The following is a 25130-nucleotide window of genomic DNA, read 5'->3' on the forward strand; positions in this document are numbered from 1 at the left end:
ACTGTATTTAGTTTACTATTATTTGATATTGCAACACAAACATTCCTTTGCGTTCATCTACTTTTACTTGATTATTTATGTTTTGATAAACAGGTCTGTTTTGATAACCTAAACTTAATTTATTACCGTGTCCTTTAAAGAAACAATTTATTCCTAAATCATACACCACCATGGCATCATCTAACGCTTCAAAATCTGAATATTGTATAGCAATATTAGGTTGTAATTGATAACTTTTTTTACCCTTTGCTAGTAAATATCCTAATTGAAAAAAGGTAGTGTTTCCGGTACCCATCATCGGAAAATCATTACCACTACCATTAAAAGAAGTTCCGCCAGAAGTAATATCATTAGCACCCACGTTTCTAATATAATTAGGACCAAAATCATTATGATTATAGCCCAAATACGTGGTAATTGCCGTTCCTTTTTCTTTATTTAAAGGAGCATCATAAAATACATCTACTGCCCAATTTTTAAAATCGTAATATTTTTCGATACCATTTACAAGCTGAGAAGTCATTTTAGGTTGATTCATAAAACCAGCTCCTAAGTTTAAAATATTCTTTGTACCTAAATAAGTTCCTGCGCCTCCGCTATAAGCAGATTTGTTACTTTCATTATCTAAAAACTCATATTTTACATAACCAGAAATTCTTTTTCTAGGTTTATTTTTAGCATAATCTACTTTGCCTTCCGTTGCAGCTACACCATATTGAATAGGATCTTTTAAAGCTATAACATAATCGAATTTATGTATTTGCCCTTTGGCCCAAATACCTAAAGTACGAGCAATATCATCATTTTTGTTTACCGTTAATAAAGAAAAAAGAGGCGCATCAACAGACATTAAAGTAACACTACTTCTTACATTCCATCTATTTAAACCTTCCCAACCAGACTCTCCAACACCTAAAGCAAATACCTTTGCAAACTCGAATTCTGCATATAGATCTAAAACACCAAACTTAAAATCTTTTTCAGATTTACTATTCATATTATTTCCGCCAAACAAAGAATATACATATAATTTAGGCGTTAATTGTGCCGAAAGGCCCATTCTAACTCTTCTTAGAGAAACATCAAAAACATTATTAGCAGCTTCATTATTTATGGTTGTACCAGGATTGGTATCCATATATCTAGCCCATAGTTGCATTCTAAGAGAAGCTTTTATATAGGTTTTACCTGTTTCATCTAAGTTTAGTTTTAGCTTATTACTTTGCGCATGACTAAAACTTGATATAAAAATTAAAATAACAAGAAGATGTTTTGTATTTATCATTGGGTTTTGTTTAACTGACGATCATTTATATGAAATCAACAAATATATTTCTAAACGCGAAACTAAAGCAACTCTAAAAAATACTTACTGACATTTATCACGTTACGCTTTTTTGTAGAATTATTAATTCGACTTTTTAAATATATACAATTGCTTAAAAAAGTGAAGACAATCATTTTATGGATACAATTCTTATTTAGAATAAAAAATAATTTTACAATAAGAAACTATTTTAAGACTCTCTATTTTTAAAAACATATAAATATTGCCCTGTAGCCATTCTTCTAGAAGCATCTTTGGCTCTTTGAGCAACCTCTCCTTCGTATAAAGAATCTATGGTAGTAAACCAAATTTCTAACCATTTGCCAAAGTGAACTTGACTCATAGTATGATTTAGAAACTTATCTACTTTTAAATGCGCTTTGCTAGGGCTTCCTTTAAAACAAACATCACCTAATAAGGCTGTTACCCAAAAATCAGTTAATTTTTCTAAGTGAGGTGGCCATTGCTCTTTACTTAAATGATGATTAAAAATAGGGCCTAAAAGGTCATTTTTTCTAATAGCATCATAAAAAGTAGTAACCAATACGTAAATATCTTCTCTATTTTCTATTTCTTTCATTTTATAAAATATTAAATCCGCACAAACCAAAATTCAGCTTGTGCGGATTATTTATACATTTAAACTTAATTTTTCTTTTTGATGCAATAAATAGTTTCTTGTACGGTAAACCAACAGAAGTAAAAGATACCACCAGAGAATATAACATCACCAATCATACGCATCCATTTAAACGTTTGTACTGTTGGAGAATACAATAATTCGGCATCTCTAGCAAAAGAATATCCTTTTGTAATTGATGTATACGCTTGTATTAAACCTACAGGTAACATACTTAAAAACACCATGGCAACTAAACCAATATTTAACAACCAAAAAGCTCTTTTTAGTTTTACAGAACTCCAAACCCTGTCTGAATAAAAACGTAAACAGATAATAATAAAGCCCATTCCTAATAAACCGTACACACCAAATAAAGCGGTATGCGCATGTACTGCTGTGGTATTTAAACCTTGAATATAATACAATGCAATTGGTGGGTTAATTAAGAAACCAAATACTCCTGCACCTACCATGTTCCAAAATGCAACAGCAATAAAGAAAAATATTGGCCATTTGTATTTTTGCATCCATTCATTAGATTTTAAAAGATTCCAATTTTCACGAATCTCAAATCCCATTAAAGTTAACGGTACAACCTCTAAAGCACTAAATGTAGCCCCTAAAGCAATTGCTTGCACAGGTGTACCAGAATAATATAAGTGGTGTAAAGTTCCAATAATTCCACCTGCTAAAAAGATCGTTGCAGAAGCTATCGATGCTTTTCCAGCTGTTTTTGCTGATAAAATTTTCATTCTTAAGAAAATAAATGCAATAATAACGGTTGCAAAAACTTCAAAGAAACCTTCTACCCAAAGGTGTACCAACCACCATCTCCAATAATTAATTACAGGTAAGCTACTGTTTTCTCCGTACATTAATCCTGAGAAGAAAAACATACCTATGGCAATTACAGAAATCAATAATATGATTAATAAGTGTTTAGAATCATCATTTTTCTTAATTGCATACACCACGTGTCTACCCACCATAAGACCCCATAAAACCAAACCAATACCTAAAAATATTTGCCAGAATCTACCTAAATCCATGTATTCATATCCTTGATGACCAAAGAAGAAATTGGTAGTTAAATCTAAAAATTGATGTACACCTAACCACTCGCCCATCATAGAACCTAATACAATAATTAATAAAGCGATAAAAAGAAAATTGATTCCGAAAATTTGAAACTTCATTTCTTTACCACTAATCATTGGTGCTAAAAATAATCCTGTTGCTAACCATGTTGCTGCAATCCAAAATACAGCCAATTGTGTGTGCCAAGTTCTTGTAATTGAATATGGAAGAAAACTAGATAAATCAAAACCAAAAAATGCTTGTCCTTCTACCGTATAGTGTACTGTTAAAGCTCCTAAAACTACTTGTAAGGCTATTAATAATGAGATTACAATAAAATATTTTAAAACGGCTCTTTGAGATCTCGTTAAGATTAAAGTATCTAAAGGATCTTTATCTGGGTGCTTTACTGCTTCACCTTTTTCGTGATTACGAATGTAGTAATAAGTTAATCCTCCAATAAACAATAATAAAAGTATTATAGAAAATCCTGACCATATTTGAGAATCTGGCGTAATTGTATTATCAATTAATGGTTCAAACGGCCAATTAGAAGTATAGGTATACTCTTTTTCTGGTCTGTTAGTACTTGCTGCCCAAGAAGTCCAGAATAAAAAAGCATTTAATTGTGCTAATTTAGTGGTGTCTTCTAAAGCTCCTTTAGGAATTGCATACTTTTCATGTCCGTTAGAAAAAATATCTGTATAATGCTTATAATTCTCTAAAATAGCAGCATAACGATCTTTAGAAATAGTGATGCTTCCTGTTTTAGCATTGTAAGTATTTGTTTTAATATTTTTAATTAAACGTGCTTTTAAAGCAGCTTTATTTTCTACACCTAAATCTTCATAGGTTGAATTAAAATCTTTTTTTGCCCAGGCATTCAACATAAATACGGCTTCTTTATGTATCCAATCTGCAGACCAATCTGGTGCAACATAACTACCATGTCCCCAAATAGAACCTACTTCCATTCCTCCAATAGATTCCCAAACATTCTGACCAATTTGTATGTCTGCTTTGGTTAAAAATATTTCTCCGGTTTCTTGTACGATAACGGTTTCTGGTATAGGTGGTTGTGTTTGATATACCTCTGTACCTACCCATATAAGTACTATAAAGGAAAGGGTTACTACACTAGCAAATGCGATCCAAACTTTTTTCATCTCTCTGTTATTATTATAAATTATACTACGTCTTTTACTCTTTGTACACTGTCTGCAACTGAAACTGTAAGTCTAATAATACAATCTTCTTTACAGTATAAATCATGCGGAACATTTGCGTCTAACTCAATTAGATCTCCTCTTTTTAATACTTGTTTTTCTCCTGTTACTCCAAAATCTATACTTCCTTCAAATAATTCTATAACAATAGGAAACGGAGCTTTGTGTTCTTTCATTTGTTGTCCTTTTTTCATAAGGATTCTTATTTCTTTTGTGGTTGCTGTTTTTAGTAATACGGTTACTGTTGGTTTATCTTCTCCGTAGATAAGATTTTCTGTTAAAGATGCTGGTTTCATAATTTTTGTTTTAATTAAGGTATAAAGAACTAAAAGACCTTTATATCTTTTATTGTGATAAATTTTAGCGTTTTAAAATAAATCCTTCTAAAGTCATATCATTAAGAATAGATTTTATAGAAGTGTTTTCTAACATGTTTTTTAAATTATTTCTAATATCAACAAACTTAAAATGTAGCGGACAAGGTGAATTTGCGTCACATTGTTTAAGTCCTAAACCACAGCCCACATAAATAGCATCTCCATCTAAAATACTAACAATTTCACTTAATTTAGTATCCATTTTTTCTGCTTCAATGGTAAAGCCTCCATAAGGACCTTTAACAGATTTTACAACCTTGTTTCTTGTAAGTTGTTGTAAAATTTTAGCTGTAAAAGCTTGTGGCGAATTAATTTCTTGTGATATAGTACTCATACTCACCTTCTTATTATCAGAACTCTGTTCTGCAATAAAAAGCACTGCTCTAAGACCGTATTCACAAGTTTTTGAAAACATATTATTATTTTATTTAATAACGCAAATATATTACATTTTTTATAACGGACAAATTTATCCTTTATTATTATTTAGAATATAATTCCATTATAAAAAGGATACATTTACCTATTTCTGATACACACAAAAAAAGCTATCAAGAAGATAGCTTTTAAACAAAAAAAATAGTAAAATTAATATATAGACACTTACTAATATTGGTCTAAATAACGGATTAATTTTAAAAACTTATTTTTTAATAGGTATTGAAAGTAAAGGAATATTTAAGCCAGAAGCCATCATTCTTGTTTTACTTTTATGAAGGATAGATTCCCAGAAACCATACCTTTTGGGCATCATTACTAAAAGATCTGAATTCGACTTTTTTACTTCTGCTTCTATGGCATCTATAACCGAATTCGATTTTACATTTTTATACAAAAGAGTAACGTCTTCTAATTCTTTATCTAAATTAGCATTAATTTCTGTTTGCAACTCTTCTACTTTTTTATCAACATAAAAAACAGTTACAATTGCGTTTAAACTAAGAGAAACCTGACGTAATTTTGCCAACGTTTTTAACGGAACACCTTCTAGTAAATCACAGGCAAAAAGGATGTTTTTAATCCCCTTAAACTTAGCACAAAGAGGAATTGCCAATACCGGAAATTCTTTCATACTAATTAAGGTAGTTGTAGGATTGCCAAGTAAATTTTGTTCTAAAGATTTAGGAGACATACCAATAACAATAAAACGCGCCTCATACAATTTCATTAAAGAATCTACTTCTTCCTCTAAATTGGTATAACTGCTTTTATAGGCTACTTCTATATTAAATTCTTTGCTTATTTTTAAAGCGTTTTCTTTTAATTTGTTTTTATTTATTTGAAAAAAATGATCTACAGAAGATGCAGGCAATCTACTGTTTGCAACATGCACAGGTAATCTAAAGGTGTTAAATAACACTAATTTAGTATTAAATTCTTGGGCTAATGCCGCTGCATATAAAACTGCATTTTCAGATAACTTAGAAAAATTGGTGGCTACGATAATACTCATAATTTAGTATCTTTAGTTTGTATCAAAGGTAAAAAATATACCCCACTAAACAGTAGTCTAAAAAAAGGATATATTGGTCTAAATCGATGATAATAAAAAACAGTGCTATCTTATTGATATTGGTATTCTCTGAATAAAAAAATCTAAATTATTAAAAAGTTAAGAAGTAATTTTTCTAAATTTAGAGGGTGATAATCCTGTATTTTTCTTAAAATATTTACCAAAAAAAGATTGATCGCTAAACTTTAATTCATTTGCTATTTGAGAAATACTTAATAAAGGGTTACTTAAAAGCAATTTAGCTTCCATAATAACGGCATCATCTATTAATTGACCAGCAGTTTTACCCGAAACATCTTTTAATACTTTAGATAAATGCCCTGGTGTTAAAAACATACTATCTGCATAAAATTTTACAGAACGCTCATTTTTAAAATGATCATTTAATTTTTTTAAAAAACGAAGTGTTATTTCTTGTTGTCTAGATAAATGTGCATCTAAATTAGGGTGTTCCCTTTTAAAAATTGCTCCGTAATGATATAACAACAAACCAAAAGAATGCATAATAATTTCATTTCTATAAGGCATATCAGTAGTATCTGCATCATTGTTTTTTGCTAATAATTTAGAGAGCAGTACAGAAGTAGCTTCTTCTTCTTTTGTTAATTTTAACTTAGGATAACTATTAGCTGTTAAAAAATCGACACCTTTAAATTCGTTTTTATTTAAAAGTATTTTAAAAATAAAATCTATGGTAAAACTAACGCCTATAATTTCTAAATTATGACTCGTTTCAACAATCTGTAAAACCGTTTGAGGTTTTATAGTAATCATCTCACCAGCTTGCAGTATATGTGTAATTAAATTTAATTGTACTTTAAAAGTACCTTTAAGTATCAATAAAAAAGTATAATTACCAGCTCTAAAGGGTTCTATAAAAGGGGTTTCATCAAAATTATTTTTAGACAAATGAATGTGCAAATCACTATCTTTTTGTGGTTTGTCTCCAAGTAGATCAACAATATCGTTAATGGTATAATTTTTAATAAAAGGTGTTTGCACTTAAGAAAATCTATAAATTAGATATCAAAGATACCTATTTATCATTTTATGATCTTATTTATTGCCTCTCCCCTTTTTAATTAGTTAATAACGTGTGGTATCATTTAATCTTATAATAGTATAAATATAAAGATTTGTTAAAAAAGAATGAACATTCATTTTTATTCATATCTTTGTAGTCTAAAACAAAGTAATGAAACATTTTTGGAATCTTTTACGTATCGTGTTCGCTTTATTTATGATATATGCAGGGAGTCAACATTTTATAAAACCTGATTTTTTTTCAGTGTTTGTTCCTGATTTTTTACCATTTAAAAGCTTTATAATTTATGCATCCGGAATTGTAGAAATACTTTTAGGGGTATTTTTAATAATACCAAAATATACAAAGTTAGCTGCAATCGGAATTTTAATTTTGATGTTACTGTTTTTACCGATTCATATTTGGGATGTGTTTACAGATACACCAGCTATTGGTAGCCATAAAGCGGCTGTTATAAGATTACCAATACAGTTTATATTAATTGCTTTGGCCTATAAATTTCAAAAAAATAAGTAATGGCAAAACTTCAAAAAAGTATCGATAAAAGAAACGCTTTAATAAAAGCAACTATAGAGTTGGTAAACAATAACGGTTTTCATGCAACACCTATGAGTAAAATTGCTAAAATGGCTAACGTTTCTCCTGCAACCATTTACTTGTATTTTGAAAACAAACAAGATTTGGTAAACAAAACATACATAGAAGTAAAAGCAAGATATACAGATTATGCTTTTGAAACTTATGATGCTAATATGCCCATAGAAGAAGGCTTTAAATTAATTTGGAATCGCATTGCAAACTTTAAATTAAAGGAGTGTGAAAACGCTATGTTTTTAGCTCAATGTGACAATACACCAATGATTGATGAACCAAGTAGACAAGAGGGAATTAAACATTTACAACCCCTACTCGACCTTTGGATTAAAGGTAAAAAAGAGGGCATTATAAAACCTATGTCAGAATATTTATTGTATGCTTATGCAATCAATCCTTTATCTTTTTTAATGATGGCAGAAAAAAGAGGTTCTTTTAAGTTAGATCAAACGCATTTAGAAGAAGCCTATCAATCTGCTTGGAACAGTATAAAAGTCAGTAAATAGAATGAAAAAAACGGCTATTATACTAGGTGCAACCGGCTTAACAGGTAACAATATTCTTCAAAAATTAATAGAAGATGAACGATACAAAAGCATAAAACTGTTTTCTCGTTCTAAAATAGAAGGACTACCTAAAAAAGTGATTCAATTTACAGGTGATCTTTTAAATTTAGAACAATTTAAAGACGATTTTAAAGCAGACGAAGTATACTGTTGTATTGGCTCTACTGCTAAAAAAACACCAGATAGAACGCTTTATAAAAAGATAGATTATGGAATTCCTGTAGCTGCAGCAAAATTAGCTAAAGATAACAACATCCCCACTTTTATAGTGATTTCTGCCATGGGAGCCAATAAAAATAGTACTGTTTTTTATAACAAAACAAAAGGAGAAATGGAACAAAGTGTTTTACAGCAAAACATTAAAAACACCTTTATTTTAAGACCTTCTTTAATTGATGGAGAACGAAAAGAGCAACGGTTCTTAGAAAAAATTGGTTTAGTGGTTTTTAAAATCATTCAACCATTATTTATAGGAAAACTAAAAAAGTATCAGATAATAAATGCTGAAAGTATTGCAAAGGCAATGATCCTTTTAGCAAACAATAAAAGTAATACCGAGGTAATTATTCCCTCAAACGATATAAAACAAATTTCAATAAACAATTAAAATTAAATAGATGGAATTATTAGATAAATTAAACTGGAGATATGCTGCTAAAGCAATGAATGGAGAGAAAGTTTCTGAAGATAAAATAGAACGTATCTTAGAAGCTGCACGTTTATCGCCAACATCAAGTGGTTTACAACCGTTTGAAATTTTTGTCATTAAAAATCAAGATATTAAAGAAAAAATTAAACCAGTAGCTTGGAATCAATCTGTAATAACAGACTGTTCTCACCTACTTGTTTTTGCTGCTTGGGATACTTATACGGAAGATCGTATTAATTATATGTTCGATTTAACAAACGAAATTCGTGGTTTTAAAAACGAAGGTTGGGAAGCTTACCGCCAAATGTTATTAGGCATGTATCCTCAAAAAGATGCAGAAGAAAACTTTAATCATGCTGCAAAACAAGCCTATATTGCTTTTGCAAATGCTATTACAGCTGCTGCTTATGAAGGTGTAGATGCAACTCCATTAGAAGGTTTTGATGCAAACGCTGTAGATGAAATTTTAGGTCTGCGTGAAAAAGGTTTACGTAGTGCAGTTTTATTACCAATTGGTTATAGAGCAGAAGATAAAGATTGGTTGGTAAACTTAGTAAAAGTTAGAAAACCAATGACAGATTTAGTAACCGTTATAGAATAAAAATAATATGAATAAAACAATATTATTAAACAATAGACCCGAAGGGAAACCTACTGTTTCTAATTTTGAATTCTTAACAGACAATACAGAAATCGAAATTAAGAAAGGAGAAATTCTTTTAGAAACAGCTTACGTTTCTGTTGATCCTTATTTAAGAGGAAGAATGAGTGCTGCAAAATCGTATGTTCCTTCTTTTGAATTGAATAAACCAGTACAATCTGGTATTATTGCTAAAGTTATTGCTTCTAAAAACGAGAATTTTAAAGAAGGTGATTTTGTTTCTGGAATGTTAAATTGGCAAACACAACAAGTTTCTAATGGCGAAGGTCTTTTAAAAGTTGATGGTTCTAAAGCTCCTTTAAGTACTTATTTAGGTGTTTTAGGAATGACTGGTTTAACAGCCTATTTAGGTTTAAATCAAATAGGGAAACCTGTTGCGGGAGAAACCATTGTAGTTTCTGGTGCTGCTGGTGCTGTTGGTTCTATTGTTGGGCAAATAGCTAAAATAATGGGACTTAATGTAATTGGTATTGCAGGTACTGATGAAAAAATTGCAATGCTTAAAACTAAATTTGGTTTTGATGCTGGTATCAATTACAACACAAGTAAAGACGTTAATGCTGATATTAAAAAATTAGCGCCAAATGGTGTAGATATTTATTTTGATAATGTTGGCGGACCAATATCTGATGCCGTATTTTTCAATATCAACCGTTTTGCTAGAATTATTATCTGTGGTGCAATCTCTGTTTATAACAAAACAGAATTACCTACAAGTTTAAGCGTACAACCTTTTTTAGTTAAAAACAGTGCTTTAATGCAAGGGTTTATTGTTTCTAATTATGCGGATAAATTTCCTGAAGCAATGAAACAATTATCTACCTGGTTATTAGAAGGAAAATTAACATATACAGAAACCATAGTAGATGGTTTTGATAATATACCCAATGCTTTTATCGATTTATTTGAAGGTAAAAACAAAGGAAAAATGATCGTTAAAATTTAAAAAAGAAAAGAAGATGAACAATTTTGAATTTAAAAACCCAACCAAAATTATTTTTGGAAAGGACACAATTAAACAATTAGAAACAGAAATACCTAAAAATGCCAAAGTATTATTATTGTATGGTGGCGGAAGTATCAAGAAAAACGGAATTTACGATCAGGTAAAAAAAGCCTTAGCAAATATTGAACTTGTAGAGTTTGGAGGAATCCCTGCAAACCCAGAATACGCAACTTTAATGGAAGCTTTAAAAGTGGTTAAAGAAGAAAATATCACCTATTTATTAGCCGTAGGTGGAGGTTCTGTAATAGACGGAACCAAATTTTTATCTGCAGCAGCTGTGTTTGATGGAGAAACTCCTTGGGATATTTTAACCAAAAATATTAGAACAGAAAAAGGAATGCCATTTGGTACGGTGTTAACATTACCAGCTACAGGATCTGAAATGAATTCTGGTGCAGTAATTACAAGAAGAGAAACTAAAGAAAAATTAGCAATGGGGGGTCCAGGTCTATTTCCTCAGTTTTCTATTCTAGACCCACAAGTTATTGCTTCTATTCCAAAACGTCAATTGGCAAACGGAATTGCAGATGCTTTTACGCACGTTTTAGAACAATACATGACTTACCCAGTAGGTGCTATGTTACAAGATCGTTTTGCAGAAAGTATTTTACAAACGTTAATTAAAGTTGCTCCTAAGGTTTTAAAAGACCCTACAAATTATAAAGCTGCTGCTAATTTTATGTGGAGTTGTACAATGGCTTTAAATGGATTAATACAAAAAGGGGTACCAACAGATTGGGCTGTTCACGCAATGGGACATGAACTTACCGCTTTATTTGGTATAGACCACGCGCGTACTTTAGCAATTATTGCTCCTAGTCATTACAAGTATAATTTTGATACTAAAAAAGCAAAATTAGCTCGATATGCAGATCGTGTTTGGAAAATTAAAAAAGGAAGTAAAGACGATAAAGCTTACGATGCTATAGAAAAAACAGTAGACTTTTTTCATAAATTAGGTATAGACACCAAATTATCTAATTACACAGATGATTATGAAGGAACTGCAGAAGAAATAGCAAAACGTTTTACAGATCGTGGTTGGTTAGGTTTAGGTGAACACCAAAACTTGTCTCCAGATAAAGTAAAAGAAATTGTAAAAATGTCTTACTAATTTTAAGTATGAAAATTACAAAAATAATAGCTTTAACACTTACTATTATTACAGCCTCGGGTTGTAAGGATGTAAAAAAAGAAACAACTTCTAAAAAAGTTTTAGAAGTAAAATCAACAATTAAAAAAGATAAAAAAATGAATATATTATTTGTATTAACATCTCACGATAAGTTAGGTGATACCGGAAAAAAAACAGGATTTTGGGTAGAAGAATTTGCTACTCCATATTACACTTTATTAGATAAAGGAGCCAACATTACTATTGCAACACCAAAAGGTGGTGCTGCACCAATAGACCCAAGTAGTGATGCACCAGATGCAGCTACAGCAGCTACAGATCGTTATAATAATGATGCTGATGCTAAATCTAAAATTGCCAACACAAAAGTATTAGCAGATATGAATCCAGATGATTTTGACGCTGTTTTTTATCCTGGTGGTCATGGGCCTTTATGGGATTTAACCAATGATAAAGTGTCTGTTGCATTAATCGAAAAATTTAATACTCAAGCAAAACCTATTGCATTTGTATGTCATGCTCCTGCAGTATTAAGAGATGTAAAAAATGCAGAAGGAAAAGCATTGGTAAAAGGTAAAAAAATAACTGGTTTTTCTAATAAAGAAGAAGCTGCCGTTGGTTTAACAGAAGTTGTACCGTTATTATTAGAAGACATGTTAATAGAAAGTGGTGCTTTTTATTCTAATGGAGAAAACTGGGCTCCGTATGCTGTACAAGATGGTAATTTAATTACAGGTCAAAATCCTGCTTCATCAGAATTAGTTGCAGAAAAACTATTAGAAAGTTTAAAATAATTAGTTAGTTTTAGTTTGGTTTTATGTAAAAGGTTGTCTGTAAAAAGACAACCTTTTTTTAATTATAAAACGTTTTGTATATTTTGTTATAGTTAGCAAAATTTCCGTATAAGTAAACAAAAAAGACTCACTATTAGCGAGCCTTTTTATCAAAAATAATTTATAATAAACCTGTTTTTATCTTTCCTTTTCATAGAAAATTTAATTAAAATACATTTAATACTCTAAAATTAATAATTTGGTTTATTAAGCTACAAATATTGTTATAATTTACTACTTAGTCAATACCTATAATTAGGTATATTTGTACTAATGAAAGAAATAACTAGTATCCAAAATCCGTACGTAAAAAACTTGCTAAAACTGCAAGATAAAGCTCGTGAACGAAAAAAACAGGAACTCTTTATTATTGAAGGAAAACGAGAAATTACATTAGCAATTTCTGCTAATTATGAGTTTGATACCATTCTTTTTAATCCTGATTTAATTTCAGAGAATGAAATTTTACACCTTTTTAACGCCAATGTAAATAGAATTTTAATTTCTAAAGAAGTCTATCAAAAACTGGCTTACAGAGATTCTACAGAAGGCATTATAGCCGTTACAAAAGCAAAAGACTTCTCCTTAAAAAATATTCAATTTAAAACCAAAAACCCACTAATTTTAGTTACAGAAGGTGTTGAAAAACCTGGAAATATTGGTGCTTTACTAAGAACTGCCGATGCTGCAAATATTGATGCTGTTTTTATAGCAAATCCTAAAAGCGATTTGTACAATGCCAATATTATAAGATCTAGTGTTGGTTGTGTTTTTACCAATCAAATTGCGGTAGGCACATCCGAAGAAATAATTGCGTTTCTTCAAGAAAAAAATATTGATATTTATGCTGCTACTTTGCAAAATTCTAATGAATATCATCAAGAAAATTACACAAAAAGTACTGCAATAGTTGTGGGTACAGAAGCTACTGGTTTAACAGAAATTTGGAGAGAAGCTGCTTCTCAAAATATAAATATTCCCATGCAAGGACAAATAGATTCTATGAATGTTTCTGTTTCTGCTGCAATTATTCTGTTTGAAGCAAAAAGACAAAGAAATTTTAAGTTATAAAGAATGAAAGTATTAGGAATTGATATAGGTGGGTCTGGAATTAAAGCCGCAATTGTAAACACCAAAACAGGAGAATTACTTTCTGAAAGACATAGAATAGACACTCCAAAACCTGCAACTCCAGAAGCTGTTGCAAAGGTTATAAACCAAATGATCGTTTTTTTTAACTGGAAAAAGGCTGTAGGTTGTAGTTTTCCAACCACAATTGTAAATGGTAAATGTATTCATCCAGGAAATTTAAGTGAAAAATGGTTAGACCTAAAAGTAGATAAATTATTTAGAAAAGAATGTAAATTACCTTTTTATGTTAGTAACGATGCAGATTTGGCAGGTTTAGCTGAGGTAAGTTTAGGAGCTGCTAAAAAAGAAAAAGGTGTTGTTATTATGATTACCATTGGTACCGGAATAGGTTCTGGTTTATTTTTTAACGGTAACTTAATTCCTAATTTAGAAATAGGTAAAATGTTGCATACAAATGGTGAAATAATTGAATTTCATACAGCAGATTCGGTAAGAAAAAAAGAGAACTTAAAATTAAAAGATTGGGCAATAAGATTCGATTCTTTATTAGAATATATTAGAATTGTTTACACACCTAGTTTAATTGTTTTAGGTGGAGGTATTAGCAAAAGATATGACGGTTTTAAAGAACATTTACAAACCGAAGTAAAGGTTAAAGTAGCGGAATATAAAAACAATGCGGGTATTATTGGAGCTGCAATTTACGCGAGTAAAGAACATAAAAAATAAAATAGGTATTTCTATTAAAGTGTAAAAAGTAATGATTTTTAGAAAAGCAACTCAAAAAGATATTTCTATAATCGTAGAAATGATGGCAGATGATGAACTTGGTAAAAAAAGAGAAAACTTTCAAACCCCTCTACCAGATTCTTATCTAAAAGCATTTCAAATAATTGATGCCGATAAAAATCAAGAATTAATTGTTGTAGAAAACGAGAATCTTGAAGTTATCGGAACTTTACAAATTACCTATATTCAATATTTAAGTTATTGTGGCGGTACAAGAGCACAAATAGAAAATGTCTTTATAAGAAATGATCAAAGAGGACTCGGAATCGGAAAAAAAGTATTTGAATGGGCAATACAAAGAGCCAAAGAAAAAGGAGTACATGTAGTGCAATTAACTTCAGATAAACAAAGACCTAGAGCCATTCAATTTTACGAAAACTTAGGTTTTAAAGGGACGCACGAAGGTATGAAATTACATTTTTAATAAAAGTAATCCTTTCTATTATCAAAAAATGGCACACAAATTATAAGTCAAATTTTTCAAAATATTTATGCAACCAACTACTTTATTTTACATTATTATTTCCATTATAATTATCAGTTTTATTGTTGATAAAATCTTAGATGTTTTAAATGAAAAACATTTTGATGATAAAATTCCTGAAAAACTAAAAGATGTTTATGATGAAGAAGAATATAAAAAATCACAGGCTTATAAAAAAACAAGTGCAAAATTCTCTAACATAACCACATTATTTTCTACACTATTAACCTTAATTTTCTTTTTTGTAGACGGTTTTAAATATGTAGATTCTTTTGCAAGGACATATACAGAGAACCCTATTTTGGTGGCTTTAATTTTCTTTGGAATCATTATGTTAGGTTCAGAAATTATGACCACGCCGCTCTCCTATTACAGCACATTTGTTATTGAAGAAAAGTTTGGTTTTAACAAATCTACTATAAAAACTTTCTGGTTAGATAAAGCAAAGGGTTTGTTAATGGGTGCTTTATTAGGTGGCGGAATTTTAGCTTTAATTATATGGTTTTATCAACTGACAGGTAAAAATTTCTGGATTTACGCTTGGATTCTAGTAGCAGTATTCTCTTTGTTTATGAACATGTTTTATGCAAAACTGATTGTTCCTTTATTCAATAAGCAAAGTCCGTTAGAGAATGGCGAATTAAAAGCTGCCATAGAAAAATATGCTAAAAAAGTAGGTTTTACCATCAATAATATATTTGTAATTGATGGCTCTAAACGTTCTACAAAGGCAAATGCATATTTCTCTGGTTTTGGTTCTCAAAAAAGAATTACTTTGTATGATACCTTAATTAACGATTTAAATACAGATGAAATTGTAGCTGTTTTAGCACACGAAGTTGGTCATTATAAAAGAAAACACATCATTTTTAATCTAATCTCATCAATTCTTTTAACAGGGTTTACTCTTTTTATTCTTTCACTATTTATTAATACACCTATTTTATCAGAAGCATTAGGGGTTGCAAAACCAAGTTTTCATATTGGTTTAATTGCTTTCGGAATTTTATATTCGCCAATTTCAGAAATAACAGGATTATTTATGAATTATATGTCGCGGAAATTTGAATATCAAGCAGATAATTTTGCTAAAGAAACATTTGAAGGAAAAGCACTTATAACATCACTAAAAAAATTATCTAAAAATAGTTTAAGTAATTTAACTCCGCATCCTGCATACGTTTTTGCGCATTACTCACATCCAACTTTGTTGGAAAGAATAGAAAATTTAGAAAGTTAATTTTTTTCGATAACAGAGTTAACAATATCCTTTATCATATTTTTATCTTTAGTAGGTGCATTAACAGCTAACATTGTGGTTAATTCTATACAAGTATTTTGTTGCTGTTTAATGTAATATATGTGTTTTGCAAATTCAATACCTTTTTTAATTATAGTACCAGAAAAGACCAAAACATTTTCTTTATTTAACTTTTTTTCTCCTTTAAAAGGAATCCCTTTATTTATTGCTTTGTTGTTTATCTTATCTTTTTGAGCATCATAGGAAATAGGAATAATTACCGCCAAAACTAAAGCTTCTGGTTTTTTTGATACGTACATGTTTTGGTAAACATTTGTAAAAATATCCTTATCAATATTTATAGAAACTTTCTTTTTTTGAAGTTCAAAAAGAGCATTTTTTGTTTTTTTATCTTGAGAATAGATGTTAAAACTAAAAAATAAGAGTAATAAAGCGAGACCAATGTTTTTCATAGGACAAAAATAGCAAATAATTGCATTTAGAAAACGAAATACTTGTATGTTAAAATACTTATTGCTAATTTCACTTTAAGTTAACCCCAATTTTAAAATTCAGTTTTTGGAATACACAGTAACCATAGAAGAAGAAAATAAAGAGATAGCAAAACGATACAAAGATTTGCTAAAAGGAACTTATGAGATTTTATCTAAAGAAGATAAAGAACTTATTAGAAAAGCCTTTGATATTGCTGTAGATGCACATTCTCAGCAACGTAGAAAAACCGGCGAACCTTATATTTACCATCCAATTGCTGTTGCCAAAATTGTTGCCTATGAAATTGGTTTAGATGCCGTTTCTATTGCTTCTGCCCTTTTACACGATGTGGTAGAAGATACAGATTATACCATAGAAGATATGGAACATCTTTTTGGTGAAACTATTGCCAAAATTGTAAACGGATTAACCAAAATTTCTCGCTTAAACAAAGAGCAAGACGCTTCTATACAAGCAGAGAATTTTAGAAAAATGCTTTTAACATTAAATGATGATGTAAGGGTTATTTTGATAAAAATTGCAGACAGACTGCACAATATGCAAACCATGGATGCAATGCCTGCACACAAACAGGTAAAAATTGCATCTGAGACATTATACATTTATGCTCCTTTAGCACATCGATTAGGGCTGTATAATATAAAAACAGAATTAGAAGATTTAGGTTTAAAATATACAGAACCAGAGGCTTATTACGGAATTTTAGGTAAAATAAAAGAAAGTAAAGAAGATCAGAAAAATTATTTACAACGCTTTGAGGATACTTTAAAATCTGGTTTAGATAAAGAAAATTTTGAATACGAAATAAAAGGTAGGTTTAAATCTATTTATTCTATTCGTAGAAAAATGATCAATCAAAATGTAACTTTTGATGAGGTTTATGATAAATATGCTATTAGAATTATATATGAACCCAACTCTAATGATGATAAATTTGATGCTTGGAAAATTTATACCATTGTAACCGATTATTTTAAGCCAAACCCTACTCGATTAAGAGATTGGATTTCGCAACCTAAATCTACCGGTTATGAAGCCTTGCACATTACCGTAGTTGGGCCAGATTCTCAATGGGTAGAAGTGCAAATTCGTTCTAGCAGAATGAATGAAATTGCAGAAAAAGGCTATGCAGCACACTTTAAATACAAGCAAGGAGAAACAAAAGATAACGGATTAGAAGATTGGTTAAATAAATTAAAAGAAACTTTAGAAACGCAGACTTTAAATGCCGTTGATTTTGTAGAAAATTTTAAACTGAATTTATATTCTAAAGAAATTTACGTTTTTACTCCTAAAGGTGATTTAAAATCGCTTCCAAAAAATGCTACTGCTTTAGATTTTGCATTTTCTATACATACAGATGTTGGTTTAAAATGTAGAGGCGCAAAAGTTAACGGAAAATTAATGCCTTTAAGTCATCAACTAAAAAGTGGTGACCAAATAGAAGTAATAACTACAGCCTCTAACAAACCCAATTCTAGATGGTTAGATTTTGTAATTACCGCAAGAGCAAAAGCAAAAATTAGAGCTGCTTTAAATGAAGAAGAAAAGTTAATTGCAGAAGAAGGAAAAGCCATCTTAATGCGTAAACTACGTCATTTAAAAATTACTTTTAATGATAAAACGGTTAATGAGCTTGTAAACTATTTTAAATTAAGAACCAGTTTCGATTTATTTTATAGAATAGGAAATGGTGCTATTGACAATACACTTTTAAAAGCGTTTGTATCGCAACGAAATAGTAAAATTTTAAATTTCTTTAAAACCAAATTAACTAGAAACACGGCCGAAAAAGAACATCCGGATACCGATGCGGTAACTCAAAAATTTGATGCCTTAGTTTTTGGAAAAGATGAACAAAAACTAGATTATAAACTCTCTAAATGTTGTAATCCAATACCTGGAGATAAAGTTTTTGGCTTTTTAACAATAAATGAGGGGATAAAAGTTCATAAAATGAACTGTCCGAATGCTATTTCATTACAATCGAACTACGCATATAGAATTATGCCTGCAAAATGGATTGATTCTACCAAACAAGATTTTAAAGTAATTTTAGAAATATCAGGAGTTGACAATCAAGGAATGGCAAACGATGTAACTCGTACCATTTCTAACAATATGGGTGTTTTTATTAACAGTATAAACATTAAAGGAGATGAGGGCGTTTTTGAAGGAAAAATTTCTATTAGTGTTAAAAATAGCTCACAATTAGATAAACTAATAAAAAACCTTCTTAAAATAGAAGGCGTAAAAAAAGTAGAACGTGTTAATACTTTGTAAATATCATTTGATTAAAAGTCTTATTTTATTAAGAAATAACTGTAAATTTGCTTTTTGTAAAAAATCATTCATAAATGAGTAATCCTCTTGAAAATCAAGAAATAGTAAAAAAAGTTTTCACTACCTATTTAGGAGAAAATAAGCATAGAAAAACTCCAGAACGCTATGCTATACTTCAAGAAATATATGTAGCCGACGAGCATTTTGATATAGAATCTCTCTATATTAAAATGAAAAACAAAAATTATAGGGTTAGTAGAGCTACACTTTATAATACCATAGACCTACTTTTAGATTGCGGTTTGGTTAGAAAACATCAATTTGATGGACAATCGATGGCGCGTTATGAAAAAAGTTATTTCGATAAAAATCACGATCACGTTATTTTTACCGATTCTGGAGAAGTTAAAGAATTTTGTGATCCAAGAATACAAATTATAAAGAAAACAATAGAAGACGTTTTTGATATTGATATTCATAATCATTCACTTTATTTTTACGGAACAAAAAAAAACAAATCTTAATTAACAACACAACAATAAACAACAATTAACACAACTATAATGGCTGTAGATTTATTACTAGGATTACAATGGGGAGATGAAGGAAAAGGTAAAATTGTAGACGTACTTACAAGAAACTATGATATCATTGCACGTTTTCAAGGTGGTCCAAATGCGGGACATACTTTAATTTTTGACGGACATAAACATGTCTTACACACAATACCTTCTGGAATATTCCATAAAACAGCTTTAAATGTAGTTGGTAATGGAGTTGTAATTGACCCAGTAATCTTTAAAAAAGAATTAGAAAATCTAGACAAACACAACATAGATTATACGTCTAAATTGTTAATTTCTAGAAAAGCACACTTAATCTTACCAACACACAGATTATTAGATGCAGCTTCAGAAACATCTAAAGGAAAAGCTAAAATTGGTTCTACATTAAAAGGAATTGGCCCAACTTATATGGACAAAACCGGTAGAAACGGAATGAGAGTTGGAGATTTAGAATTAGAAGATTGGAAAGAAAAATATGATGCTTTAACAGCTAAACATATTAAAATGTTAGAATTCTTTGATGTTCAAGTAGAATATGATTTAAAAGAATTAGAAGCAGAATTTTGTAGAGGAATTGATAAATTAAGAACTTTAGCTTTTATTGATAGTGAAGAGTTTTTAAACCAAGCTATAAAAGATAAAAAAACAATATTAGCTGAAGGAGCACAAGGATCTTTATTAGATATTGACTTTGGTACTTATCCTTTTGTAACTTCTTCTAACACTACTGCAGCAGGTGCTTGTACTGGTTTAGGTGTTGCTCCAAATAGAATTGGTGAAGTTTTTGGTATCTTTAAAGCATACACTACTCGTGTTGGTTCTGGACCTTTTCCTACTGAATTATTTGATAAAGATGGTGAAGATATGGCTAGAATTGGTCATGAATTTGGTGCAACAACAGGTAGACCAAGACGTTGTGGTTGGTTAGATTTAGTAGCATTAAAATATGCTGTAGATGTAAACGGTGTAACACAATTAATGATGATGAAAGGTGATGTTTTATCTGGATTTGATACCTTAAAAGTTTGTACTTCTTACAATTATAAAGGTGAAGAGATTTCTCACTTACCATACAATATAGAGCCAGAAAATGTTTCTGTTAACTATACAGAATTTAAAGGTTGGGAAGATGATTTAACAAAAATGACTTCTGCAGACCAATTACCAAAGAATTTAATGGACTATGTTGCTTTTATTGAAAAAGAAACAGGAGTTCCTGTATCTATCGTTTCTGTTGGTCCAGATAGAAAACAAACAATTACTAGATAATTAGTAATTTACTATAAAATTAAAAAGCATCTTTCAATATTTTGAAAGATGCTTTTTTATGTTCAATTCTAAAAAATTACTTTAACTTTTCTATTTCTTCGCTAATTAATATTAATTTATGTTGCTGAAACTGAAGTGCATTTAAAAGCGCTTCTTTTTGATCTACAAAGGCATCTTTTTTCTCTAAAAACAATTCTGTATAATACTCAATTCCGGCTTCTAAATTCTTTTTAAACTTTAATAAATAACGCAATTGTTTTTTATCTATTGTAGCTTTAATATCCGCCACTTTTTTTTGTAAATGCGTAACGTAAAGCGATAACTCTTTTACAAAAACATTAGGTCTGTCTATTCTAGATATCATGTTTTTTCTACCATAAATATGATCTGTAATTCCACGTAAGCTCATTACTTTATCATAATATGCCATATTAGGTCCAGGACAAACAGAAACACCATCGCCCGTTTTTTTGGTACTTACATTATTTAAAATTAATGTAGAAGTACTTAAACCAACACAAATGCAAGATTTCTCAATAATTGCATTGTACTTGCGTGCTTTATCTTCTGCGGATAACTCTAAAGCATCTAATTCTTTTAATTTTAAATGCTGATATTCTCTTGATGCAGTACACAAACCTGTTTCTTTAAATTCGTAATTTAAAGCGATAAATTTATTAGGACAAGCACTACCTGGTCTATTTTTATCGATATGTTGTTGTTTTTGAATATCTTTTGTATTGCCTTTAAGCGTATTAAAAGGAACGCCTAATGGAGATGTATTACTTAAATACAAGTCTTCTTCTTTAGCGCTTGCCAATTTTTCCATCGTTTTGGCATCTACACTTGTAGCTTCTGGAACCAATAAAAACGGACTTCCCCACCCTACTGAATCTAATTGATATTCTTCCATTAAAAAAGCATGTTCTTCATCGGTACCAACACCACCTTGAGTGGTAATCTTTAATTCTAAATCCTTAGCAGGTAAAATTTTATCGGCATCTTTTAAAGCTTCCATTAATAATGATAATGTTGTACTTTTTAGAGTTTCTTTATTTTCTTTAAACTCCTTTAAAACAGGTCCCATTAAAAAACCATCTGTTGCAAAGGCGTGTCCACCACAATTTAATCCAGATTCTATTCTATATTCTGAAACCCATAAGCCTTTTTTAGCTAAAAATTTTCCTTGAATAAGAGCAGATCTATAATCGCTTACCTTTAAAATAATTTTCTTTTTAATGTAACCGCTTTCATCAGGAAAAAAATCTTTAAAATTACTCATATAAGCATATAATCTAGGATTCATACCTGCAGAAAGTACTAATGATGAAGCTAATTTACTTTCAGAAAAACCTCTTAAAGCTGCATGCGCATCATTATACTCTATAGGTAACATTTCTTTATCTAAATAATTTGCTTTATCAATTTTGGTCATAATATTGACATCGATACTCCCCATAGACAAATTTTTATTTGCCCAATCTTTTATCTTAGAAAAATCTACACCTTCTTCTGTAAGTTTATGAAACTCTTTTTTTAAAGAAGAATATTCTGGTAACATATGAATATAATCTTTTAAAGCCTTACTTTTTTCTGAAGTAATATTTTTTAATTGATTAAATTTTTCTTCTGTTTGATCGTGTAATAGATTTAAATAAGAGGTAATTCTCTTTGCTCTAAAATCATCAACTTTATCTGAAATTTCTTTATAAGGTATTTCAAATTTTTCGCTGTAAATTTTACGCATTTTTTCTACTAAAATATCATCTACCAAAGAAATAACAGAATCTATACCAAATTGTGCTACTTTTAAAGGAGAGTCTATTGTAAAGCCAATTCCCATTACAGGAATGTGAAATGAATGTGCCTTTTTCATTGTTTATTTTAAATGTTAAATTAAATTTACTAAGCTTGCAATGTATGTTTAATTGTTTCTAAAAAACATGACCATTGTCATTAAAAAATTAAGAAATAAAATAAAAAAAACTGAGCATTAAGAAGTTAACACTCAGCTTTTACACTTTAGGGGAAATTGTATAATATGTTATTGGTTATTTTTCTTTTCTAAAAGAATAGCTTTTGGAAACAAAATATTATTTTCTAAATGTATGTGCTGATGTAAATCTTGTTCAAACTCATCTAATTTTGCATACAAGGCTTTAAACGTATTACAAGCTCCTTCTGGTGGTGTATAATTATTAGAAAGACGTTTTATTTCTTTTAAAATGTCACCTGCATTTTCATGCTCTTCTTCCATCATTCTAATAGGGTTATTTACCGTACCAAAATGTTGTTTAGGTGCCTTTGTTTCTTCTTTTTCTGCTTTTACCAATTGCTTAATAAAAGGAAACAAAACCATTTCTTCTTTTTTTAGATGGGCAGCTAATTCATTTGCAACCTCTATAAACAATTTATTAATCTCTACAACTTCTGTATAATGGTGGCCATGAACTTTTGCTACTTTTGCAGCATACTGTATTATTATAGGCGTACTTTCTGTAACATACGCATGATGAATATTTATAATATGATCTACTAAAAAATCTAGTTTCCAACTATCATAATTATAAGCATTAGACGTTGGATTGTTTATATTTAATAGTTCTTTTTCCATTTCTTCAAAAGAAACATTATGTTTTTTACATGCTTTTTCTATTGATATTCCTCCGCCACAGCAAAAGTCTATTCCGTGTTTTTTAAATACATCTGCAGTTTTAATATTATAGGTAACTACTTCTGCCACTGTATTATCTTTTGTAATTTTCATTTTAATGAGTATTAATTGTTTCTATAATTTTTTTAATTGTTTCTTTATTATCAACACCTAAACCTTCTTGTTGATGCACTAATTCTCCTCCTGGATTAAAAACACTTATAATGTTAGAGTGAGAAAAGTCTAAAGGAGAAATCTGTTTGTATTTTACCGCTAAAACATTAGCAAATTCTCTAACCCCACTTTCTGTACCTTGTAACAAAGTCCATTGTGGTCCTTCTAAAAAATTTTCTTTCGCAAAGGCTTTTAATTTTTCTGAAGTATCATTAACAGGATCTATACTGACTAAAACAAATTCAACCTCATTTTTTAAATCTGCAGGAATTTTGTCTTCAATATTTCTCATATCTGCTGTTAACCTCGGGCAAGCAGCTTTACAAGTTGTATAAATCATCACCATTACTAAAGTTTTACCTTTTAGCTCTTTCAACTCAATTTCTTTACCATCTTGTGTATTCCATTTTGTTGTTAGGTTAAAAATAGATTCTTCAGAAATAAAACTAGACAGAACTTTTGTTGCTACTTTTGATGTTGGCCTTAATTTCATTTCACAAACAGGACAATTTCCTTTTTCTGAATAGACTTTGTCCCCTTCACATTTCATAGGACATTGATATGCAACTTTATCCGTTTCTTTTGATGTTTTTTTATCACAAGAAACTAATAACGTAGCGGTTACAACCAACAATAATAAATATTTAAGTGTTTTCATTTTTCTATTTTTTAATATCTTTTACACATCTAAAACCAAGGTTTTTCATGGTGTATTTTGCTTTTAAACTTCCTCTAATGGCATATCTCATAAATGCAGCATAATTCATTAAATCTGTTGCATTTACAGCGGCACTACCACAAAATAAATTATTATCTGTATCTACATCTTTTCTAGACTCTCCAGAAACCAATACCGAATTAAAATCTATAGTCCACTCCCAAACTAAACCATGTAAATCGTACACATTCCAATAATTTTTAAATGTAGACCCTATGGTTTGATTAAACGTTTTTGGCTTTTCATACCAACTTAAAATAAACTGATTATAAGCCTCTTCTCTTCTTGCATCGGGTATGGTTTTATTTGCCATTGCTACATATTCCCATTCATCTACTGTTGGCAATCTTTTTCCTTGACATTCGCAATATTCTTTTGCTGCAAACCATGATACTTGAGTAATTGGCGATTTTTCTTTTTGGTTTTCACCTAAAATAGTATCCGATTTCCATGCGCGTAAATAGCTTTCATCTGCAAATAACTTTATCACCTTACTTTTTTGCCATTTTGGATATTTCTTTACAAAGTCTACATATTCTCTATTTGTTGCAGGATATACGTCTATTAAAAAATCCTTTATTTTAACATTTAAAGAATCTCTACCATACAAAGGCAAATACTCTCCTCCCTTAATTTGTACCATTTTAGATTGACAACTTGTGTACGTTGCATTTAGGAGGAATAAACAAATTGTCAATCTTAAAATAGTTTTCAT

The 25130-nt window shown here is 29.9% G+C and carries 26 protein-coding genes; 14 read left to right on the top strand and 12 right to left on the bottom strand.

All coding sequences use genetic code 11. The features are described from left to right. Nucleotides 1–7: 7 nt before the first annotated feature. The 7 genes from WHD07_RS02025 to WHD07_RS02055 all read right to left on the bottom strand — a co-directional run bounded on the left by WHD07_RS02025 (nucleotide 8) and on the right by WHD07_RS02055 (nucleotide 7144). Nucleotides 8–1285, bottom strand: coding sequence for a porin (locus WHD07_RS02025; protein ID WP_343329848.1), 1278 nt, complete (start codon nucleotides 1283–1285; stop codon nucleotides 8–10). A gap of 232 nt (nucleotides 1286–1517) precedes the next feature. Further along, the gene (locus tag WHD07_RS02030) at nucleotides 1518–1907 is read right to left on the bottom strand and encodes a group III truncated hemoglobin (RefSeq protein ID WP_105048660.1); all 390 of its coding nucleotides are present in this window, start codon (nucleotides 1905–1907) and stop codon (nucleotides 1518–1520) included. A 65-nt stretch (nucleotides 1908–1972) separates the two neighbouring features. Further along, nucleotides 1973–4192 (bottom strand): nitric-oxide reductase large subunit, encoded by a 2220-nt coding sequence (locus tag WHD07_RS02035; protein ID WP_343329849.1) that lies wholly within the window; start codon nucleotides 4190–4192, stop codon nucleotides 1973–1975. A gap of 20 nt (nucleotides 4193–4212) precedes the next feature. Beyond that, complete coding sequence (locus WHD07_RS02040; protein ID WP_343329850.1) at nucleotides 4213–4548, bottom strand: cupin domain-containing protein; 336 nt, start codon at nucleotides 4546–4548, stop codon at nucleotides 4213–4215. A 64-nt stretch (nucleotides 4549–4612) separates the two neighbouring features. Then, entirely contained in the window at nucleotides 4613–5044 is a 432-nt protein-coding gene (locus WHD07_RS02045) for an RrF2 family transcriptional regulator (protein ID WP_105048663.1), read from the bottom strand. A 228-nt stretch (nucleotides 5045–5272) separates the two neighbouring features. Then, nucleotides 5273–6082 carry a universal stress protein gene (locus tag WHD07_RS02050; RefSeq protein ID WP_343329851.1) on the bottom strand — a complete coding sequence of 270 codons (810 nt, stop codon included), beginning with the start codon at nucleotides 6080–6082 and terminating at the stop codon, nucleotides 5273–5275. A 159-nt stretch (nucleotides 6083–6241) separates the two neighbouring features. After that, on the bottom strand, nucleotides 6242–7144 hold the full coding sequence (locus WHD07_RS02055) for a helix-turn-helix domain-containing protein (protein ID WP_343329852.1): 903 nt from the start codon (nucleotides 7142–7144) through the stop codon (nucleotides 6242–6244). Between the two features lie 193 nt (nucleotides 7145–7337). On the opposite strand from WHD07_RS02055, the gene WHD07_RS02060 reads away from it, so the two are divergent. From WHD07_RS02060 to WHD07_RS02110, 11 genes are all read left to right on the top strand, one after another. Continuing rightward, nucleotides 7338–7703: a DoxX family protein gene (locus WHD07_RS02060; RefSeq protein WP_343329853.1), complete on the top strand. Its 366-nt coding sequence runs from the start codon at nucleotides 7338–7340 to the stop codon at nucleotides 7701–7703. Next, nucleotides 7703–8287: a TetR/AcrR family transcriptional regulator gene (locus tag WHD07_RS02065; protein ID WP_343329854.1), complete on the top strand. Its 585-nt coding sequence runs from the start codon at nucleotides 7703–7705 to the stop codon at nucleotides 8285–8287. The genes WHD07_RS02060 and WHD07_RS02065 overlap by 1 nt, the downstream gene beginning before the upstream one ends. A 1-nt stretch (nucleotide 8288) precedes the next feature. Next, nucleotides 8289–8954 (top strand): NAD(P)H-binding protein, encoded by a 666-nt coding sequence (locus WHD07_RS02070; protein ID WP_343329855.1) that lies wholly within the window; start codon nucleotides 8289–8291, stop codon nucleotides 8952–8954. A gap of 10 nt (nucleotides 8955–8964) precedes the next feature. After that, entirely contained in the window at nucleotides 8965–9597 is a 633-nt protein-coding gene (locus WHD07_RS02075) for a nitroreductase family protein (protein WP_343329856.1), read from the top strand. Between the two features lie 7 nt (nucleotides 9598–9604). Further along, a complete protein-coding gene (locus WHD07_RS02080; protein WP_343329857.1) occupies nucleotides 9605–10603 on the top strand; it encodes an NADP-dependent oxidoreductase in 999 nt (332 codons plus the stop codon). A gap of 13 nt (nucleotides 10604–10616) precedes the next feature. Next, nucleotides 10617–11777 (top strand): iron-containing alcohol dehydrogenase, encoded by a 1161-nt coding sequence (locus tag WHD07_RS02085; protein ID WP_105048671.1) that lies wholly within the window; start codon nucleotides 10617–10619, stop codon nucleotides 11775–11777. A gap of 8 nt (nucleotides 11778–11785) precedes the next feature. Then, entirely contained in the window at nucleotides 11786–12592 is an 807-nt protein-coding gene (locus WHD07_RS02090) for a type 1 glutamine amidotransferase domain-containing protein (protein ID WP_211296706.1), read from the top strand. A gap of 312 nt (nucleotides 12593–12904) precedes the next feature. Then, nucleotides 12905–13702 (top strand): RNA methyltransferase, encoded by a 798-nt coding sequence (locus WHD07_RS02095; protein WP_343329858.1) that lies wholly within the window; start codon nucleotides 12905–12907, stop codon nucleotides 13700–13702. 3 nt (nucleotides 13703–13705) lie between these two features. Beyond that, nucleotides 13706–14452 (top strand): polyphosphate--glucose phosphotransferase, encoded by a 747-nt coding sequence (ppgK, locus tag WHD07_RS02100; RefSeq protein ID WP_343329859.1) that lies wholly within the window; start codon nucleotides 13706–13708, stop codon nucleotides 14450–14452. 31 nt (nucleotides 14453–14483) lie between these two features. Then, nucleotides 14484–14936, top strand: coding sequence for a GNAT family N-acetyltransferase (locus tag WHD07_RS02105; protein WP_343329860.1), 453 nt, complete (start codon nucleotides 14484–14486; stop codon nucleotides 14934–14936). 67 nt (nucleotides 14937–15003) lie between these two features. Then, entirely contained in the window at nucleotides 15004–16236 is a 1233-nt protein-coding gene (locus WHD07_RS02110) for a M48 family metallopeptidase (RefSeq protein WP_343329861.1), read from the top strand. Here WHD07_RS02110 and WHD07_RS02115 read toward each other — a convergent pair. After that, complete coding sequence (locus WHD07_RS02115; RefSeq protein ID WP_343329862.1) at nucleotides 16233–16709, bottom strand: hypothetical protein; 477 nt, start codon at nucleotides 16707–16709, stop codon at nucleotides 16233–16235. The genes WHD07_RS02110 and WHD07_RS02115 overlap by 4 nt on opposite strands. Before the next feature lie 106 nt (nucleotides 16710–16815). Here WHD07_RS02115 and WHD07_RS02120 point away from each other — a divergent pair, with 106 nt between their 5' ends. From WHD07_RS02120 to WHD07_RS02130, 3 genes are all read left to right on the top strand, one after another. After that, entirely contained in the window at nucleotides 16816–19035 is a 2220-nt protein-coding gene (locus tag WHD07_RS02120) for a RelA/SpoT family protein (protein ID WP_343329863.1), read from the top strand. Between the two features lie 74 nt (nucleotides 19036–19109). After that, nucleotides 19110–19559, top strand: coding sequence for a Fur family transcriptional regulator (locus tag WHD07_RS02125; RefSeq protein ID WP_105048678.1), 450 nt, complete (start codon nucleotides 19110–19112; stop codon nucleotides 19557–19559). Between the two features lie 39 nt (nucleotides 19560–19598). Further along, the gene (locus WHD07_RS02130) at nucleotides 19599–20870 is read left to right on the top strand and encodes an adenylosuccinate synthase (protein WP_343329864.1); all 1272 of its coding nucleotides are present in this window, start codon (nucleotides 19599–19601) and stop codon (nucleotides 20868–20870) included. A gap of 76 nt (nucleotides 20871–20946) precedes the next feature. On the opposite strand, the gene WHD07_RS02135 is transcribed toward WHD07_RS02130, so the two are convergent. The 4 genes from WHD07_RS02135 to WHD07_RS02150 form a co-directional block, all read right to left on the bottom strand. Beyond that, a complete protein-coding gene (locus WHD07_RS02135) occupies nucleotides 20947–22746 on the bottom strand; it encodes a hypothetical protein (protein WP_343329865.1) in 1800 nt (599 codons plus the stop codon). Nucleotides 22747–22914: 168 nt separating this feature from the next. Continuing rightward, nucleotides 22915–23637 (bottom strand): iron-sulfur cluster repair di-iron protein, encoded by a 723-nt coding sequence (gene ric / locus WHD07_RS02140; protein WP_343329866.1) that lies wholly within the window; start codon nucleotides 23635–23637, stop codon nucleotides 22915–22917. A 1-nt stretch (nucleotide 23638) separates the two neighbouring features. After that, entirely contained in the window at nucleotides 23639–24355 is a 717-nt protein-coding gene (locus tag WHD07_RS02145; RefSeq protein ID WP_343329867.1) for an SCO family protein, read from the bottom strand. A gap of 4 nt (nucleotides 24356–24359) precedes the next feature. Next, nucleotides 24360–25130: a formylglycine-generating enzyme family protein gene (locus WHD07_RS02150; protein ID WP_211296707.1), complete on the bottom strand. Its 771-nt coding sequence runs from the start codon at nucleotides 25128–25130 to the stop codon at nucleotides 24360–24362.

This window comes from Polaribacter staleyi, assembly GCF_038024045.1.
Lineage (GTDB): Bacteria > Bacteroidota > Bacteroidia > Flavobacteriales > Flavobacteriaceae > Polaribacter > Polaribacter butkevichii.